The 14385-nt window shown below is 55.6% G+C and carries 13 protein-coding genes and 1 rRNA gene; 10 read left to right on the top strand and 4 right to left on the bottom strand.

Annotated features, from left to right (window positions below; all coding sequences use genetic code 11):
• Positions 1-623: 623 nt before the first annotated feature.
• The 9 genes from ACFQ2I_RS20385 to ACFQ2I_RS20425 all read left to right on the top strand — a co-directional run bounded on the left by ACFQ2I_RS20385 (position 624) and on the right by ACFQ2I_RS20425 (position 11267).
• The gene (locus ACFQ2I_RS20385; protein WP_377567540.1) at positions 624-1619 is read left to right on the top strand and encodes a beta-ketoacyl-ACP synthase III; all 996 of its coding nucleotides are present in this window, start codon (positions 624-626) and stop codon (positions 1617-1619) included.
• Positions 1609-2916, top strand: a complete 1308-nt coding sequence (locus tag ACFQ2I_RS20390; protein ID WP_377567542.1) for an ATP-grasp domain-containing protein — start codon at positions 1609-1611, stop codon at positions 2914-2916. Before ACFQ2I_RS20385 ends, ACFQ2I_RS20390 begins: the two co-directional genes overlap by 11 nt.
• Entirely contained in the window at positions 2913-3911 is a 999-nt protein-coding gene (locus ACFQ2I_RS20395; RefSeq protein WP_377567544.1) for an NAD-dependent epimerase/dehydratase family protein, read from the top strand. Before ACFQ2I_RS20390 ends, ACFQ2I_RS20395 begins: the two co-directional genes overlap by 4 nt.
• Positions 3898-4755, top strand: a complete 858-nt coding sequence (locus ACFQ2I_RS20400; protein WP_377567546.1) for an MBL fold metallo-hydrolase — start codon at positions 3898-3900, stop codon at positions 4753-4755. Before ACFQ2I_RS20395 ends, ACFQ2I_RS20400 begins: the two co-directional genes overlap by 14 nt.
• Positions 4752-6077: a F390 synthetase-related protein gene (locus ACFQ2I_RS20405; RefSeq protein WP_377567548.1), complete on the top strand. Its 1326-nt coding sequence runs from the start codon at positions 4752-4754 to the stop codon at positions 6075-6077. The genes ACFQ2I_RS20400 and ACFQ2I_RS20405 overlap by 4 nt, the downstream gene beginning before the upstream one ends.
• A complete protein-coding gene (locus ACFQ2I_RS20410; protein ID WP_377567550.1) occupies positions 6077-6919 on the top strand; it encodes an SDR family oxidoreductase in 843 nt (280 codons plus the stop codon). The genes ACFQ2I_RS20405 and ACFQ2I_RS20410 overlap by 1 nt, the downstream gene beginning before the upstream one ends.
• 82 nt (positions 6920-7001) lie before the next feature.
• Positions 7002-8735 carry an ABC transporter ATP-binding protein gene (locus ACFQ2I_RS20415; protein ID WP_377567552.1) on the top strand — a complete coding sequence of 578 codons (1734 nt, stop codon included), beginning with the start codon at positions 7002-7004 and terminating at the stop codon, positions 8733-8735.
• Entirely contained in the window at positions 8728-10608 is a 1881-nt protein-coding gene (locus ACFQ2I_RS20420; protein ID WP_377567554.1) for an ABC transporter ATP-binding protein, read from the top strand. The genes ACFQ2I_RS20415 and ACFQ2I_RS20420 overlap by 8 nt, the downstream gene beginning before the upstream one ends.
• Positions 10609-10688: 80 nt before the next feature.
• Positions 10689-11267: a YkvA family protein gene (locus ACFQ2I_RS20425; RefSeq protein WP_377567556.1), complete on the top strand. Its 579-nt coding sequence runs from the start codon at positions 10689-10691 to the stop codon at positions 11265-11267.
• 77 nt (positions 11268-11344) lie between these two features.
• Here the strand turns inward: ACFQ2I_RS20425 and glsA are convergent, their stop codons facing one another.
• The 4 genes from glsA to ACFQ2I_RS20445 all read right to left on the bottom strand — a co-directional run bounded on the left by glsA (position 11345) and on the right by ACFQ2I_RS20445 (position 13874).
• Positions 11345-12298: a glutaminase A gene (glsA, locus tag ACFQ2I_RS20430; protein WP_377567558.1), complete on the bottom strand. Its 954-nt coding sequence runs from the start codon at positions 12296-12298 to the stop codon at positions 11345-11347.
• A 75-nt stretch (positions 12299-12373) separates the two neighbouring features.
• Complete coding sequence (locus ACFQ2I_RS20435; protein WP_377567560.1) at positions 12374-12592, bottom strand: HAD hydrolase-like protein; 219 nt, start codon at positions 12590-12592, stop codon at positions 12374-12376.
• 59 nt (positions 12593-12651) lie between these two features.
• Complete coding sequence (locus tag ACFQ2I_RS20440) at positions 12652-13437, bottom strand: endonuclease/exonuclease/phosphatase family protein (protein ID WP_377567562.1); 786 nt, start codon at positions 13435-13437, stop codon at positions 12652-12654.
• A gap of 20 nt (positions 13438-13457) precedes the next feature.
• Positions 13458-13874 carry a carbohydrate ABC transporter permease gene (locus tag ACFQ2I_RS20445; protein WP_377567564.1) on the bottom strand — a complete coding sequence of 139 codons (417 nt, stop codon included), beginning with the start codon at positions 13872-13874 and terminating at the stop codon, positions 13458-13460.
• 271 nt (positions 13875-14145) lie between these two features.
• Between ACFQ2I_RS20445 and ACFQ2I_RS20450 the strand changes: the two genes are divergently transcribed.
• Positions 14146-14385, top strand: a 16S ribosomal RNA gene (locus ACFQ2I_RS20450); the annotation flags it as partial.

Here is a 14385-nt window from a genome sequence, read left to right on the forward strand (position 1 = left end):
TTTCTGTTCCCAATCACGCACCCAGACCAGCAATTAAAGGCAATTATCCGCTCATTCCTTCGTCTTCGGGAACATAGCCTCTTCACCCCCGTGCCTACTCCCGATCCATTTTCCACGTCGATTGCCGCTCCACAGGCTAACGAACTCTACAGCGCTTATTTGGCGAAAACGATGGGAAGTGCCAAGTTAACGGGCGCCACAGCACTTATTGCAGCCACTTTTCCTATTTCTAAACGGATACAAGCGATATAAGGTTGTCTAGATCCCTTACAGCTTCGAAAAGGTCATAAACAAATAAATAAGCCCGCTCACATCCGTTACATTTCCTCCCTGGCATAGAAATGCCACCTCGATTTGCCCTGACATGACATTGCTTCCCAAACCTAGTAGTATGAATAGTAGAAGTTCGAAGCGGACTTTAGGTCTTAGAAAACTGGTGTATGGTAGGAATCGCGCCGATAGAGGATAGATAGAATAGAGACGATAAAGTTGATAGAGTCTGCACCTCGAAGCATACAAAGCATTTGAGCCTTATGAAGGATTTCGATGGATGTTGAAGTAGATTGGAGCATATTCAAGTATATTGAAGCAGAAGCTTAACATTGCAACAGGAGGAGCAAGATATGCAACATCGCTATGTGAAAATAATAGGAACCGGCAAGTACTTGCCGCAGACGTGTGTGACAGCCGAAGAGATCGACGCGAGGCTCGGGGTGAGAGCGGGATGGACGCTGAAGAAGACCGGCGTCGAGAAGCGCTACTTCGCAGGCGAAGAAACGGCGTCGCAGATGGGAGCCAAGGCTGCGGCGGCAGCTCTTCAAGCAGCAGGCGTCTCGTTCCGCGATATCGATTGCATCGTCGGCGCAAGCGGTACGTATCAGCAACCGATCCCCTGCAATGCAGCGCTTATACAGGCGGAGATGGGGGAAGGCGCCTCAGGCGTTCCCTCCTTCGATATCAATACGACCTGCCTAAGCTTCGTCGCCGCAATGGATATCGTCTCTTATATGATAGAAGCGGGAAGATATCGCACAGCGCTGCTCGTCACCAGCGAGATTGCTTCCATCGGTCTAGACTGGGAGCATAAGGAGAGTGCTGCTCTGTTCGGCGACGGGGCGGTTGCGGTCGTCTTGAGCCGTTCGGAGCATGGCGGCGTCTCCGGAATAGTTCACGCCGCCATGGAAACGTACGGCGACGGAGCGCATCTGTCCGAGATTCGCGGCGGGGGCACGAAGCTCCACTCGCGAAGTGCCGAGGCGACGGAGAAGGACTTCCTGTTCCAGATGGACGGAACGGGCATCTTCCGCATGACCTCGAAGCTGATGCCGCCGTTCCTTGAACGGCTCATGCAAGAAGCGGGCACGAGCATAGGAGAGATGAAGCTGGTCATCCCCCATCAGGCAAGCGCCATGGCGGTCCGGCTCATCATGCGCAAGCTGGGCGTCGGCGAGCATCAGCTGATGGATGTCTCGCACAACGGGGGAAATATGATTGCCGCCTCTATTCCAATGCTGCTGCATGAAGCGATCGAGAGGCAGCGCATTGTGCGCGGAGACCGGGTGCTGCTGCTGGGTACATCGGCAGGACTATCGCTCGGAGGACTTATACTTGATTACTAGAGGGGGAAGCGGCTTGCCGTCTGATAGAAGAGACAAGCTGCCCATTCTGATCACGGGCACGAGAGCTCCGGTCGCGTTAGACATCGCCAGACGGCTGGCCGCTGCAGGGCATACCGTCTTCGCCGCAGAGAGCGTCGATTACCATCTATGCCGCGTGTCACGGGCAATTGTGCGAAGTTATCGAGTGCCGAAGCCTAACCGGGACCGGGAAGGCTACTTGACAGCCATTCGCCGAATTGTTCAGGAGCAGCGCATCGGAATGATTGTACCTACTTGCGAGGAAGTGTTTCATCTTGCGCAAGGCAAAGCCTTTATCGAGCTGGGTACTGGCTGCAAGGTACTTTGCGAATCAATCGATACATTGGATCGTCTGCATAGCAAGTGGAAGTTCATGGAGCTTCTAGCGGGCAACGGCATCCTCACGCCTTATACCGAGCGAGCCGAGTCGATGGAAGAGCTGGAGGAGAAGCTTCGGTCGGGGCGCTTTTCCAGCCGTGTGGTGCTGAAGCCGGAGTATTCCAGATTTTCGGCGAAGGTGCGTATCATCGAGCTGGATCAACCGAAGCTATCGGAGAGACTGGCGCTATGGCGAAGGGAAGGACAGGCGGAAGAAGACATCAATCCGTCTACGCCATGGGTCATTCAGCAGTATATTGAAGGAATGCCGTTATGCACATACACGATTGCCCATGAAGGTGAAGTGACGGCGCATGCCTGTTATACCCCGACATTCACGGCAGGACTGGGAGCGGGTATTCATATGGGAGCCGTTCAGCATGAAGAGCTGTGGAGTTGGGTGAAGGAGTTCGCAGCCCGAGAACGGTTCACGGGCCAATTCTCGTTCGACTTTATTGTATCCGCCCAAGACGGCCGGATTTATCCCATCGAGTGCAATCCAAGAGCGACAAGCGGGGTTCATCTGTTGCCCCGCCTCGACGAAGTCTTCGCAGAGGCTATTATCGGCCCAACCGGCCCGACTCGCTTGATGGGTTCTACTGGCTCGATCGTCCCGCCCAGCGCCCCACAGCTTCCGCTGTTCCCCGAGCGCGGCGCCTCTTGCATGCTGGGAGCGGCGATGCTGCTGTTCGGCGCTTCGCAGCTGCGTCATCCCCGGCGCTGGAGAGCATGGGCCTCGGCGATCCGCCATAGCCGGGATATTATTTTCCGGCTCGACGACCCGCGGCCGTCGCTCGAGCAATTCCGCATTTTGCTGGAGACGGTGCGTATTGCAAGGGCCGAGAAGGTATCCATACTGGAAGCATCGACAATTGATATGGAATGGAATGGTCAACGATGAGGAGAGCACTTGTAACTGGGGCAACCGGATTCGTAGGGAAGCGGCTTGCGCTCACCCTGCAGAGGAAGGGCTGGCAGGTGACGGCGTTCGGACGGAATGAAGCGGCGGGCGCGGAACTGACGGGCGCGGGCATCACCTTCATACGGGGGGATCTCGCCCAGCGCGGACCAGTAGTGGAAGCCTGTAGGGGCCAGGATGTCGTCTTCCATAGCGGAGCGCTGTCCTCGCCGTGGGGCGCCTACCAGCAATTCTACGACAGTAATGTGATGGGAACGAGGCATGTCGTGGATGGCTGCAGGGAAGGCGGCGCCCGCCGGCTCGTCCATGTGTCCACGCCAAGCATCTATATGAACTATCGAGACAGATTCAACATTGCCGAGGACAGTCCGCTCCCCCGGAAGCCGGCGAATCATTATGCTGCGACGAAGCGGCTGGCCGAGGAAATCGTGCAGCAAGCGCACAGTGAAGGACTTCCTGCCATTATTATTCGCCCCAGGGCGATATTCGGGCCGGGCGATGCGACGCTGCTGCCACGATTAATACGCGCTAATGATGAAGGAGGCGTGCCGATGTTCCGGGGCGGACGGATCACGATGGATATGACCTATGTGGACAACGTCGTGCAAGCGCTGCTGCTGTGCGCAGATGCGCCGAAGTCCGCCCTTGGCGCCGCCTATAACATTACCAACCAAGAGCCTGTCGTATTGCTAGAAGTGCTGGAGCGATTGTTCCGCGAGCTGGACAAGCCGCTGAAGCTGCGCAAGGTACCTTATCCGATCGCTTATGGGCTGGCGGGCTTCCTGGAGTGGAAGGCGAGGCTGCTTCGGTCGGAGGAGGAGCCACTCTTGACCCGCTATTCCGTCGGAGTGCTTGGTCGGCATCAGACTTTGGACCATACTCTCGCCAGGAATGTGCTGGGATACATGCCGCAGATCAGTGTGGAGGAAGGGATTGTACGCTATGCGCAGTGGTGGAAGAAGCATGAACATCAATAAGACGAATGTGGCATTGCAGCTGCACGCGTCAGGCTACTGCACGCACAGGGAGTTCGTCACCATCTCGGGAGGATCGTGGGGGCATACCAGGTATCCTGCCGGCTACGCCGTTATCCAGCATCCGCAGCACGGCGTCATGCTGTTCGATACTGGCTACGCCAGCCGCTTCCTGGAGACGACAAGGGCGCTCCCGTATTCCCTGTACGCCAAGACGACGCCCGTCTGTCTGGGGGAGAGCGCGGCGAGCCAATTAAGGAGAAGCGGCGTTCAGCCGGAAGATGTGAAGCGCATTATCGTATCGCACTTTCATGGGGATCATATCGCGGGCTTGCGAGACTTCCCGAACGCGGAATTCTTGGCGTCGCGGGCGGCGTATGAAGCTGTGAAGCGCCTGACGGGCTTGGCGGCCGTGCGCAGAGGCTTCGTACCCGCACTGCTGCCTGACGACTTCGAGCAGCGGCTGTCGCCGATCGAAGAGACGCCGCGCATCGCCCTGCCGGATGGACATCCCTTCCACGCTGTTGGCGGCTACGATCTGTTCGCCGACGGCAGTCTTATCGCCGTCGATGTGTCCGGGCATGCAGCCGGCCAGTATGGATTGTTCCTGCGCACGGAACGGAACGAATGCTTCCTCTGCGCCGATGCGGTCTGGTCGAGCGCGGCTTACCGGGAAGATCGCCCTCCCCATCCCGCAGCGGGGCTGATTATGCCGAGCCGCCGGCAGTACCGGGATACGTTCCAGCGCATCGTGCAATTGCATAAGCGCTACCCGCAGTTGTGCATCATTCCGTCCCACTGTATGGAAGCGTGGAACCGCTATATCGAAGGAGGAGAGGTGTTATGAGAGACAAGTGGAGTATTCTCCGATCCTATCTGGCAACCCGCTATCTCCGGACCTGGAAGGATCGCGATGCATTGACAAGCTGGCAAGAGAAGCGGGTCGTGCGTCATATTGATGCCGTCAGGGAGGCTTCCCCGTTCTACCGAGAGCTATGGCAGGGAAGGTCAAGCGAGGAATGGCGCTCCTTCCCCGTCATTGACAAAGGGGTTATGATGGAGCGCTTCGATGCATTGAATACAGTTGGCGTCAAGAAGGAAGAAGCTATGGCGCTGGCGCTCGCCGCTGAACGAAGCCGGGATTTCTCTCCCGCGATGAACGGCGTCACCGTTGGCTTGTCCTCCGGCACATCAGGCAATCGAGGCCTGTTCCTCGTCAGCGACTGGGAACGCTATACATGGGCCGGAACGATGCTGGCGAAGGTGCTTCCCGGCTCGCTCCTGTCGAGCGAGAAGGTCGCATTCTTCCTGCGAGCGGATAGCCGCCTGTACAGCTCGGTGAGAGGGAGGCGGCTGCAGTTCCGCTTCTACGATCTGCTTGTGCCGATCGAGCGACATATTCATCAATTGAACGTGTACAGACCATCGATACTGGTCGGCCCGCCGTCCTTGCTGCGGCTGCTGGCGGGAGCCGCGCAATCGGGCGCTCTTGCGATTGCCCCGGCGAAGGTGATCTCCGTCGCGGAGGTGCTGGACCCGCTCGACAGAAGCTATATTGAAGCATCGTTCGGAGGGACGCTGCATCAAGTCTATCAATGTACGGAAGGGTTCCTAGCTTCTACCTGCCGCTTCGGCACGCTCCATATTAATGAAGATATCGTCGCGATTCAGAAGGAATATGTCGATGCGGACAAGAAGAGATATGTGCCAATAGTTACGGACTTCACACGAGTGTCGCAGCCGATTATCCGCTATCGTCTGAACGATCTGATTACAGAGGGGGATTCCTGTCCATGCGGATCTCCGCTTGCTACGATTGCCTCTATAGACGGGCGGAGTGATGATCTGTTCTATCTGCCAGGCAGAGACGGGAACTCTGACATTCCCGTGTTCCCGGATTATATTGCACGCGCAGTCCTTGCAAGCAGTGGTCGAGTGTCAGAGTATAAGGTAATCCAGGCTGATCGCGACCGGATTGTAGTGATGCTGGAGCTGCAAGATTACGCTTCATGGGATGAAGAGTCGGCAGCTGTCTTGTCGGGATTGGACGAGCTATTCCATAAGCTGGGATGCGTTACTCCCGCTTACGAATGTGCGCGATACGAAGCGCCGAAGCAGGGTGTCAAGCTAAGACGGGTGGAGAACAAGTGGAAGAGGGGGAAGATGTAATGATCAAGAAGGTGGCGCTGTTAACGGGTACTTCCAGCGGCTTCGGCATGCTGGCCAGTCTCCGTTTCCTGGAGAAGGGATACTGCGTAGTGGCTACGATGCGCGACTTGAATAAGAAGAATGAGCTGTTGGAACGGGCAAGAGGGCTGGGATGTGAGAAGCAATTAGAATGTTTGAAGCTGGATGTGACTAGTGAAGCAGATGCTCGTCAAGTGATGGCGCATGTGGCGGAGAAGTACGGGAGACTGGATGTGCTGGTGAACAATGCGGGGTTTGCCGTCGGCGGAGCGGCGGAGGAAGTGCCTATGGAGGCGTGGCGCAGCATAATGGATACGAATCTGTTCGGCGTTATCACGATGACGCAAGCCGTCTTGCCCCTGATGCGGAGGCAAGGAAGCGGGGCGATTATTAATGTAAGCAGCGTCAGCGGACGGATCGGCATTCCCGGCTACGCGCCATATTGTGCATCCAAGTTCGCCCTGGAGGGGTTCAGTGAATCGCTTCGCCATGAGGTGAGCAGCTTCGGCATCAAGGTGGTGCTGGTCTGCCCGGGAGCTTATCGTACTTCTATCTGGGATAAAGGGTTCGATAATATTCATGTCTCCGATGCGTCGCCGTATCGTCCCATGCTGGCTGCTGTGCTGGGCTATTCGCGACGGACGGCGGAGACGGCTCCCGATCCGGACGAGATCGCACGCAAGATCGTATGGCTGGCCGGGAAGGAATCGCCCTCCCTGCGCTATACGTATGGGAAGGGATCGTTGTCATCGATGCTAGGGAAGGCCCTGTTGCCATGGCGTTGGTTTGAGCGAATTCTGGCTGTGGCTCTGAAGAAAGCTTAAGCAAGCAGGCACAGGCAAACGGGAGCCTGGTGGTGCGCATACGGCGGAATTGTATTATGATGGTAACGAGGGGAGGAGCGGTATGCGGACAGTATTTTCTAATTTGAAGCCGTTTCGATTTGCAGTTGTCGTAGCACTCATCCTTATGTTCACAGAACTTATTGCGGAGTTGCTCCAGCCCTATATTATAGCCAAAATCATTGACGACGGCATCAGGCAGGATCGCTTAGACGTGGTATATATGTGGGGAGGCGTGCTGCTTGGCATTTCTATCGTAGCGTTCGGATTCGGCATCATCAGCTCCTTCTTCGCTGCTCATGTTAGTCAAAGCTTCGGCTTCCGGATGCGTGAGCAGCTCTATGAGAAGGTACAGCGGTTCTCGTTCACAGAATTCGGGCGCTTCTCCGAGTCTTCATTAATTACCCGCTTGACCAATGACGTCATGCAGCTGCAGAATACGGTGTTCATGGGCTTGCGCATTATGCTGCGGGCGCCGCTGCTCGTCATTGGAAGCGTTGTTATGGTATTCCTGGTGGATGCCAAGCTGGCCTTATACTTCGCAGGCGCCATTCCGATTCTTGCGATATTCCTGGGATGGGTTATGAAGCGCGGGGAGCGGCTGTTCCGCGCGGTGCAGCAGCAGCTGGATCAGGTCAACAATGTGCTGCAGCAAAACTTGATCGGCATGCGGCTTGTTCGCGTATTCGTCAGAGAGAAGCATGAAGGCGATCGATTCAGTGAAGCGAGCAAAGGATTAATGGAGCGGATGGTTGCGGCGCTAATACTGACGGAGCTGACGATGCCGGTCATTCTGCTCGTGATGAACGCCAGCGTTATCGCCGTATTGTGGTTCGGACGCATGGAGCTGGATCAGAATGGGACGGTTACGGTGGGGGAGATCGTCGCGATTGCGAACTATGCGACGAGGACGACCGGAGTGCTGTCGCTGATGGCGATGATCGTCGTCAACTTCTCCCGCGCGCTCGCGTCTGCGAGAAGGGTGGAGGAAGTCGCGATGACCGGTAGTGTCCACGAGGACAAGGGCGACGATCAGCTCGCAAGGAAGGTGCGAGCGGGAGACGTGGAGTTCAAAGAGGTTACCTTCCAATATCCAGATACGGAGGCCCCTGTGCTGGAGGGGGTATCCTTCCGGGCGGAAGCCGGCAAGATGGTGGCGATTATGGGCGCTACAGGCGCCGGGAAGTCGACGTTGCTGTCGCTTATTCCGAGATTATATGACATCGAAGACGGACAGGTGATGATAGACGGATACGATGCGCAGCAGCTGAACTTGAATCGCCTGAGAAGGTCGATTGGCTATGTTCCGCAAGAGATTATGCTGTTCACCGGTACGGTGGCCGACAATATTCGATGGGGGAAGGAAGAAGCAACGCTTGAGGAAGTAATGGACGCAGCCCGACTGGCGCAAATTCACGATACGATTCAGTCGCTTCCTCAAGGATATGATACGGTCGTCGGCCAGAAGGGCGTGAACCTGTCGGGCGGCCAGAAGCAGCGGCTAACCATTGCGAGGGCATTGGTCCGGAAGCCGGTCATCCTGCTGCTCGACGATTGCACGAGCGCGCTTGATGTCCATACCGAAGCAGCGCTGCTTGCCGCGTTGAAGGAGCGGAAGTGCACTATCTTCCTCATCACACAAAAAATAAGCGCCACAAGAGCCTCCGACTCCGTGCTCCTGCTGGATGATGGTAAATTACTTGCAGTCGGTACGCATGAAGAGCTTGTAGAGTCTTCAGGACTATATCGCAGCATATGTGAATCACAAGAGCGAAAGGCGGGGATGTCGCATGCTTGACAAGTTGAAAGAGCCATTCCGTTATCCCCGGCCGGAAGCGGCTGCAAGTCCGGGGGACAGCCTTCACAAGTCCACGCAGCATGGATTGGGAAGGATGGCGGAGCGCGCCGGAGGCGGGAAGCCGAAGCAGCGGGCTAAGGATGCCGCCGGTACATTGAAGCGAATATGGCGCTATCTGATCCAATACCGCGCCAAGCTCTTCGCCGTTATGGCGATGGTGCTGCTCAGCACCGGCCTGGCTCTGCTTGGTCCGTATCTGATCGGCACGGCGATCGATCGCTTCATCGTGGAGCGAGACAGCGGCATGCTGTTGTTCCTGGTCGCCATTGCTGCTGTCTACTCGCTCCAAGCACTGACCACATGGCTACAGAGCATATGGATGATCGTCATCGCGCAGCGCACGGTGCTGTCGCTGCGCACGGAGCTGTTCAATCATCTGCAGCGACTGCCGATTCCATACTTCGCCAAGCGCCAGCACGGCGAGACGATGAGCCGAATGACGAACGATATTGAGAATGTGAGCGCCACGCTCAACAGCTCGGTGATCTCCGTATTCTCCAGCGTGCTGCTGCTTGTCGGCATTATTAGCGTTATGCTCTCCTTGAGTCCTCTGCTGACCCTGCTCACCTTCCTTGTCGTACCGCTAATGGCATTAGGAATGAGATGGATTACGAGACGCACGAGCCGGATGTTCAGGGCCCAGCAGCGCAATCTGGGCGAATTGAACGGCTATGTGGAGGAGACGTTGTCCGGTCAGCGTATTATTAAAGCTTTCTCGCAAGAAGATAGGGTCATTCGCGAATTCCGACAGCGCAACGAGCGGATTCGATTGTCCGGCTTCTGGGCCCAGGTCATCTCGGGCTTTATTCCGAAGCTGATGAGCGGCCTGAACAATCTCAGCTTCGCCATTATAGCCGGCATAGGCGGTATGCTGGCGCTGAAGGGCGGCGCAATTACGGTAGGCGTTATCGTCATCTTCGCGGAATATTCCAGACAGTTCACTCGTCCGCTGAACGATCTTGCCAATCAATGGAACACGATGTTATCTGCTGTGGCGGGAGCCGAGCGGGTGTTCCAGGTGCTGGATGAAGAGGTGGAGAGCAGCGATGAAAGCAGGGCGAAGGAGGTGCGGTCCGTGGAAGGCAAGGTGACCTTCCGCGACGTATCGTTCTCCTACGAGGCGGACGGTAATACGTTGAAGCATGTCAGCTTTACGGCCGCGCCCGGCGAGACGGTCGCGTTCGTCGGACCTACGGGAGCGGGCAAGACGACGCTTATCTCGCTGCTTAGCCGCTTCTACGAGCCTACGTCGGGAGCCATCGAGATCGATGACCGCGATATTCGTACGATGATGCGAGCAAGCCTGCGATCGCAGATGGCGTTCGTGCTGCAGGACCCCTTCCTGTTCGAGGGCACGATCGCCGACAATATTCGATACGGCAAGTTGGATGCGACGATGGAGGAAGTGAAGGAAGCGGCGAAGCTGGCGAATGCGCACGGGTTCATATCCCGGATGAGAGGCGGTTACAATACGCGGCTCAAGGGGGATGGAGCAGGCATCAGCCAAGGGCAGAAGCAGCTGCTCGCGATCGCCAGGGCAATTCTCGCGAATCCGTCGATATTAGTGCTTGATGAGGCGACAAGCAGCATTGACACGGTTACGGAGATCAAAATTCAAGAAGCGCTCCAGCGGCTGATGGAGGGACGCACGAGCTTCATTATCGCCCATCGCTTGAATACGATTCAACAGGCCGATCAGATCGTCGTGCTCCAGAACGGCGCGGTAACGGAGAAGGGCTCGCATGAGGAGCTGACAGCGAAGGGCGGATTCTACAGCGGACTGGTGCAAGGTCAATATGTGCTTGAGCCATAATAAGGTTGAAACCATTCGTCGTCTGAACAAGTATGAAGGAATCATGCAACGGCATAGCAACGGTAAAGGAGTGGGGTAGGATGGCTGCAGTAGAATGTCCGCACTGTGAACAATGGACGAAGATTGGCGGCGGGGTCAGTGTGCTGGACTGCCATTGCGAACATTGCGGGGAGAAGCTGGTGGAAGAAGCGGTGCCTGAAGGGATCAAGGAGCGACAGTCGCTGCTGCCGCTGGAAGCGGACATGATCGCTCCCGAGGTGAAGGAAGTGGACGTTGACAGCTGGGTTAGCAAAATCGGCGATTACGACAAGCAAGTTAAATACGTCGAGGAAGGGTTCTGGGGCAAGGTGAAGCGGTATGCTTCCAAGGTGCCCTTCTCGCGAGAAGTGATGGCGCTCTATTATTGTGCGCTTGATCCTGCAACGCCGCGTGGTGCCAAAGTGACGGCCATCGGGGCGATCGCCTACTGGATACTGCCCCTTGACTTGCTGCCGGACTTCATTCCGGTCGCAGGCTTCGCCGACGACGCGACAGCCGTCATCATTGCCTTCAAGACGTTAAGCAGCTATATTACGGAGGAGCACAGGCAGAAGGCGGAGCAGTTCTTCGCGCTCAATCGCAGCTTCAAGGTAATGAAGCGGCCGGCGAATGAGGAGTAAGAGAAAGAGACATGCAGTCAGAACTTGATCTGATGCATGTCTCTTTCTTGTAGACTTGATGGAGTTGCTCGACGTACTTAGAACAAGCTCCAGTCCAGCCGTTGCGACAGCGTCTCCAGCAGATCGACGCCGGCGATGCTGTTGCCCTTCGGATTAAGCGCGGGGCCGACGACACCTATGCCGTATCGCCCGGGCACCAACGTCAGTATGCCGCCGGCGACGCCGCTCTTGGCGGGCATGCCGACCTCGATGGCGAATTCGCCCGATGCATTGTACATGCCGCAAGTGACCATGAAGGTCTTGGCGATCTGTACATATCGGCGGGGGATGTGCCGCTCGCCCGTAATCGGATCGGTGCCGTCGAACGCCAGCACGAGCGCCATGCGGGCAAGATCTGCACAAGTGACGTTAATTGAGCAGTGACGGAAATACACATCAAGCACCTCGTCCACCTTGCCCTTCAGCACTCCGTTATCCTTCAGGAAGTAAGCCATGGAACGGTTCAGGTCCGCCGACGCCGCTTCCGATTGGTAGACGGCTTCATTCACCTCAAGGAAGTCGTTCGCCGCAAGCTTGCGGAAGAACTGCAACACGCGATCGGATTTCTCTTCCATCCTTGCTCCTGCAATAAGTGAAGAGATGACGATTGCGCCGGCGTTGATGAGCGGGTTGAACGGGATGCCGGGCTGCACCAGCTCAAGCTTCAGCATGGAGTTGAAGTTGTCGCCGGTAGGCTCCATGCCCACCTTGTCGAAGACGGCTGCTTCCCCGTTGTCCATCAAGGCGAGCAGAAGTGTGAACACCTTCGAGATGCTCTGCATCGTGAAGGGAATCGCTGCGTCTCCTGCGGCAATGGAGGCGCCGCTGCCGTTCATAATCTGAATGCCGAGCGCTCGATGGGGCGCCTTGGCCAGCTCAGGAATGTAAGAGGCTACCTTGCCTTCGCCGCATTGCGCGCGGCTCTCTTCCACCCATTGCGGCAGCTCCTTCTGCAGTCGAATCCATACTTCGCTTGCTTGAGGCGTATTCATGCCGTACCCCGCTCCCTTTCGTCTTCCATATAATTGTATATCCGCTATCATTAGTAGTTGCCTTTCAATATACAATTAATCCGCAGCAGCAACAAGATCTTGAACAGATTGCAGCACGTAGTCCGGCTTGAAGCCCGACAACGCGATATCTTCTTTTTGGGCTACGCCCGTTCGAACGAGAGCCGTATGTATATTGGCAATCTGGCCCATGCGGATATCGGTCTCCAGCAGGTCACCCACCATAATGCACTCCCCCGAATTGAGCTTCAGAGCTTGAAGCTCTGCATTTGCCATATATACGCCTTCGACGTAAAGTAATCTCCCTTCGGAATCTTGCTCCGAATAACAAATGGCTAAGGCAGCTGTACTCGGGAGGCAATGGGGTAATGATCGGAAGGATAGGCACCATCCTGCTCATCGCGGTAAACGATCGTCTCCAGAATGGCCATATCCTCGCTTGTGAATATATAATCGATCGGCTCTCCTTCGATGCCGCCCGCGAACTCATGGAACGTTCGCCCGACCGGCTCGCCGAGAATGTCATATGCATCGTTCAGTTGGTTCTTCAAGAGCGCGATAGCCGGGTTGTCGGGATAACAATTGAAATCCCCGGTTACGACAGCAGGGACTTTCCTGCCTTGTCGCGATTCTCCTATCTTCTGAAGAAGTAGCTTCGCGCTCTCTACGCGGGCTTCCTGCCCGATATGATCGAAGTGTGTGTTGAACAGATAGAATTGCAGGTCCGGCTTCTCTTTCAATTGGAATAATCCCCATGTGCAAAAGCGCGGCAAGCTGCTGTCCCAGCTGACGCTGCCGGCCTCGTCAGGCGTCTCCGACAGCCAGAATTGTCCGTGCTTCAGCAGGACGACATCGTCATGGCGATAGTAGATGCAGCAGCATTCGTCCATCGCCTCGTCGCCGCTCTCATATCCACTGCGGCCTTCGCCGATTCTGCTGTATTCCGACAATTCGCGATCCAGGTCGCGGAGCATGTCATACTTGCCTTCTTGCGTACTTGCTACTAATGGAGCGACCCTGCGAATGAGCTCCGCGGCTTGCTTGCTGCGGTATGGCCATGCGTTGCTTCCGTCCACCGGCGTGTTCACGCGCAGATTGAATGTCATCACTGTCAGTTCCATCGATTAGCACATCCTATTCATTATTTGATAGAGCCCTCTGTCAAGCCTCCTATAATCATCTTATGCGTCAAGGCATACATGATCGCAATAGGCGCCATAGAGAGCGCGAAGGCAGCTAAGGCAAGCGTATAGTCAAAGCTGACCTCTGACTTAAAATTATAAATGAATAGAGGCAGCGTCCACAAATCAGGATGTGTGTTCAGCTTAATGAGAGGGAGCTGGAAGTCGTTCCATATCCATAGACTGTTCAGGATGAGAATGGTCGCAATAATCGGCATGAGCAGCGGATAGATAATACGAGAGAATGTCAGCCATACTCCGCAGCCGTCAATTTTGGAAGCTTGGTCAAGCTCCAGCGGGATATTCTTCAGAAACCCGACGCACAGGAAGATGTGAACTAGCGCTGGAATACTTGGACAAGCGATTATCTGCAGCATGGAGCTTCTGAATCAGACGGGACTTATCATTATGTACGTTACGCTGTCGTTCACCCAAGGCATCTTCCTGTGCATGAAGTATTTTTTTTAAAAAGGGGTTGCCAAATACGGACAGGCTATGGTATATTCTAATTCCGGCCGCAAGATAAGCGGTTGGATGAAAGAAAGACATTGTTCCTTGAAAACTGAACAACGAGCGAAACTGCCCTGTTAATCCAAACGGATTAATGGAAAAGCAATATAAAGTAATGAGCAAGTCAAACGAACTTCTTTTATGGAGAGTTTGATCCTGGCTCAGGACGAACGCTGGCGGCGTGCCTAATACATGCAAGTCGAGCGGACTTGATGGAGTGCTTGCACTCCTGAAGGTTAGCGGCGGACGGGTGAGTAACACGTAGGTAACCTACCCCTAAGATCGGGATAACATTCGGAAACGGATGCTAATACCGGATAATCGATTCCTTCGCATGAGGGAATCGGGAAAGGCGGAGCAATCTGTCACTTGGGGATG

The sequence above is a fragment of the Paenibacillus chungangensis genome (assembly GCF_042675905.1).
In the GTDB taxonomy this organism is placed as follows: Bacteria; Bacillota; Bacilli; order Paenibacillales; family Paenibacillaceae; genus Pristimantibacillus; species Pristimantibacillus chungangensis.

Excerpts from the sequence above, each read along its gene's own strand:
- ACFQ2I_RS20385 (WP_377567540.1), top strand. The coding sequence starts at position 624 with ATGCAACATCGCTATGTGAAAATAATAGGAACCGGCAAGTACTTGCCG.
- ACFQ2I_RS20405 (WP_377567548.1), top strand. The coding sequence starts at position 4,752 with ATGAGAGACAAGTGGAGTATTCTCCGATCCTATCTGGCAACCCGCTAT.
- ACFQ2I_RS20410 (WP_377567550.1), top strand. The coding sequence starts at position 6,077 with ATGATCAAGAAGGTGGCGCTGTTAACGGGTACTTCCAGCGGCTTCGGC.
- glsA (WP_377567558.1), bottom strand. The coding sequence starts at position 12,298 with ATGAATACGCCTCAAGCAAGCGAAGTATGGATTCGACTGCAGAAGGAG.
- ACFQ2I_RS20445 (WP_377567564.1), bottom strand. The coding sequence starts at position 13,874 with ATGCTGCAGATAATCGCTTGTCCAAGTATTCCAGCGCTAGTTCACATC.
- ACFQ2I_RS20395 (WP_377567544.1), top strand. The coding sequence starts at position 2,913 with ATGAGGAGAGCACTTGTAACTGGGGCAACCGGATTCGTAGGGAAGCGG.
- ACFQ2I_RS20400 (WP_377567546.1), top strand. The coding sequence starts at position 3,898 with ATGAACATCAATAAGACGAATGTGGCATTGCAGCTGCACGCGTCAGGC.
- ACFQ2I_RS20425 (WP_377567556.1), top strand. The coding sequence starts at position 10,689 with ATGGCTGCAGTAGAATGTCCGCACTGTGAACAATGGACGAAGATTGGC.
- ACFQ2I_RS20415 (WP_377567552.1), top strand. The coding sequence starts at position 7,002 with ATGCGGACAGTATTTTCTAATTTGAAGCCGTTTCGATTTGCAGTTGTC.
- ACFQ2I_RS20435 (WP_377567560.1), bottom strand. The coding sequence starts at position 12,592 with ATGGCAAATGCAGAGCTTCAAGCTCTGAAGCTCAATTCGGGGGAGTGC.
- ACFQ2I_RS20440 (WP_377567562.1), bottom strand. The coding sequence starts at position 13,437 with ATGGAACTGACAGTGATGACATTCAATCTGCGCGTGAACACGCCGGTG.
- ACFQ2I_RS20420 (WP_377567554.1), top strand. The coding sequence starts at position 8,728 with ATGCTTGACAAGTTGAAAGAGCCATTCCGTTATCCCCGGCCGGAAGCG.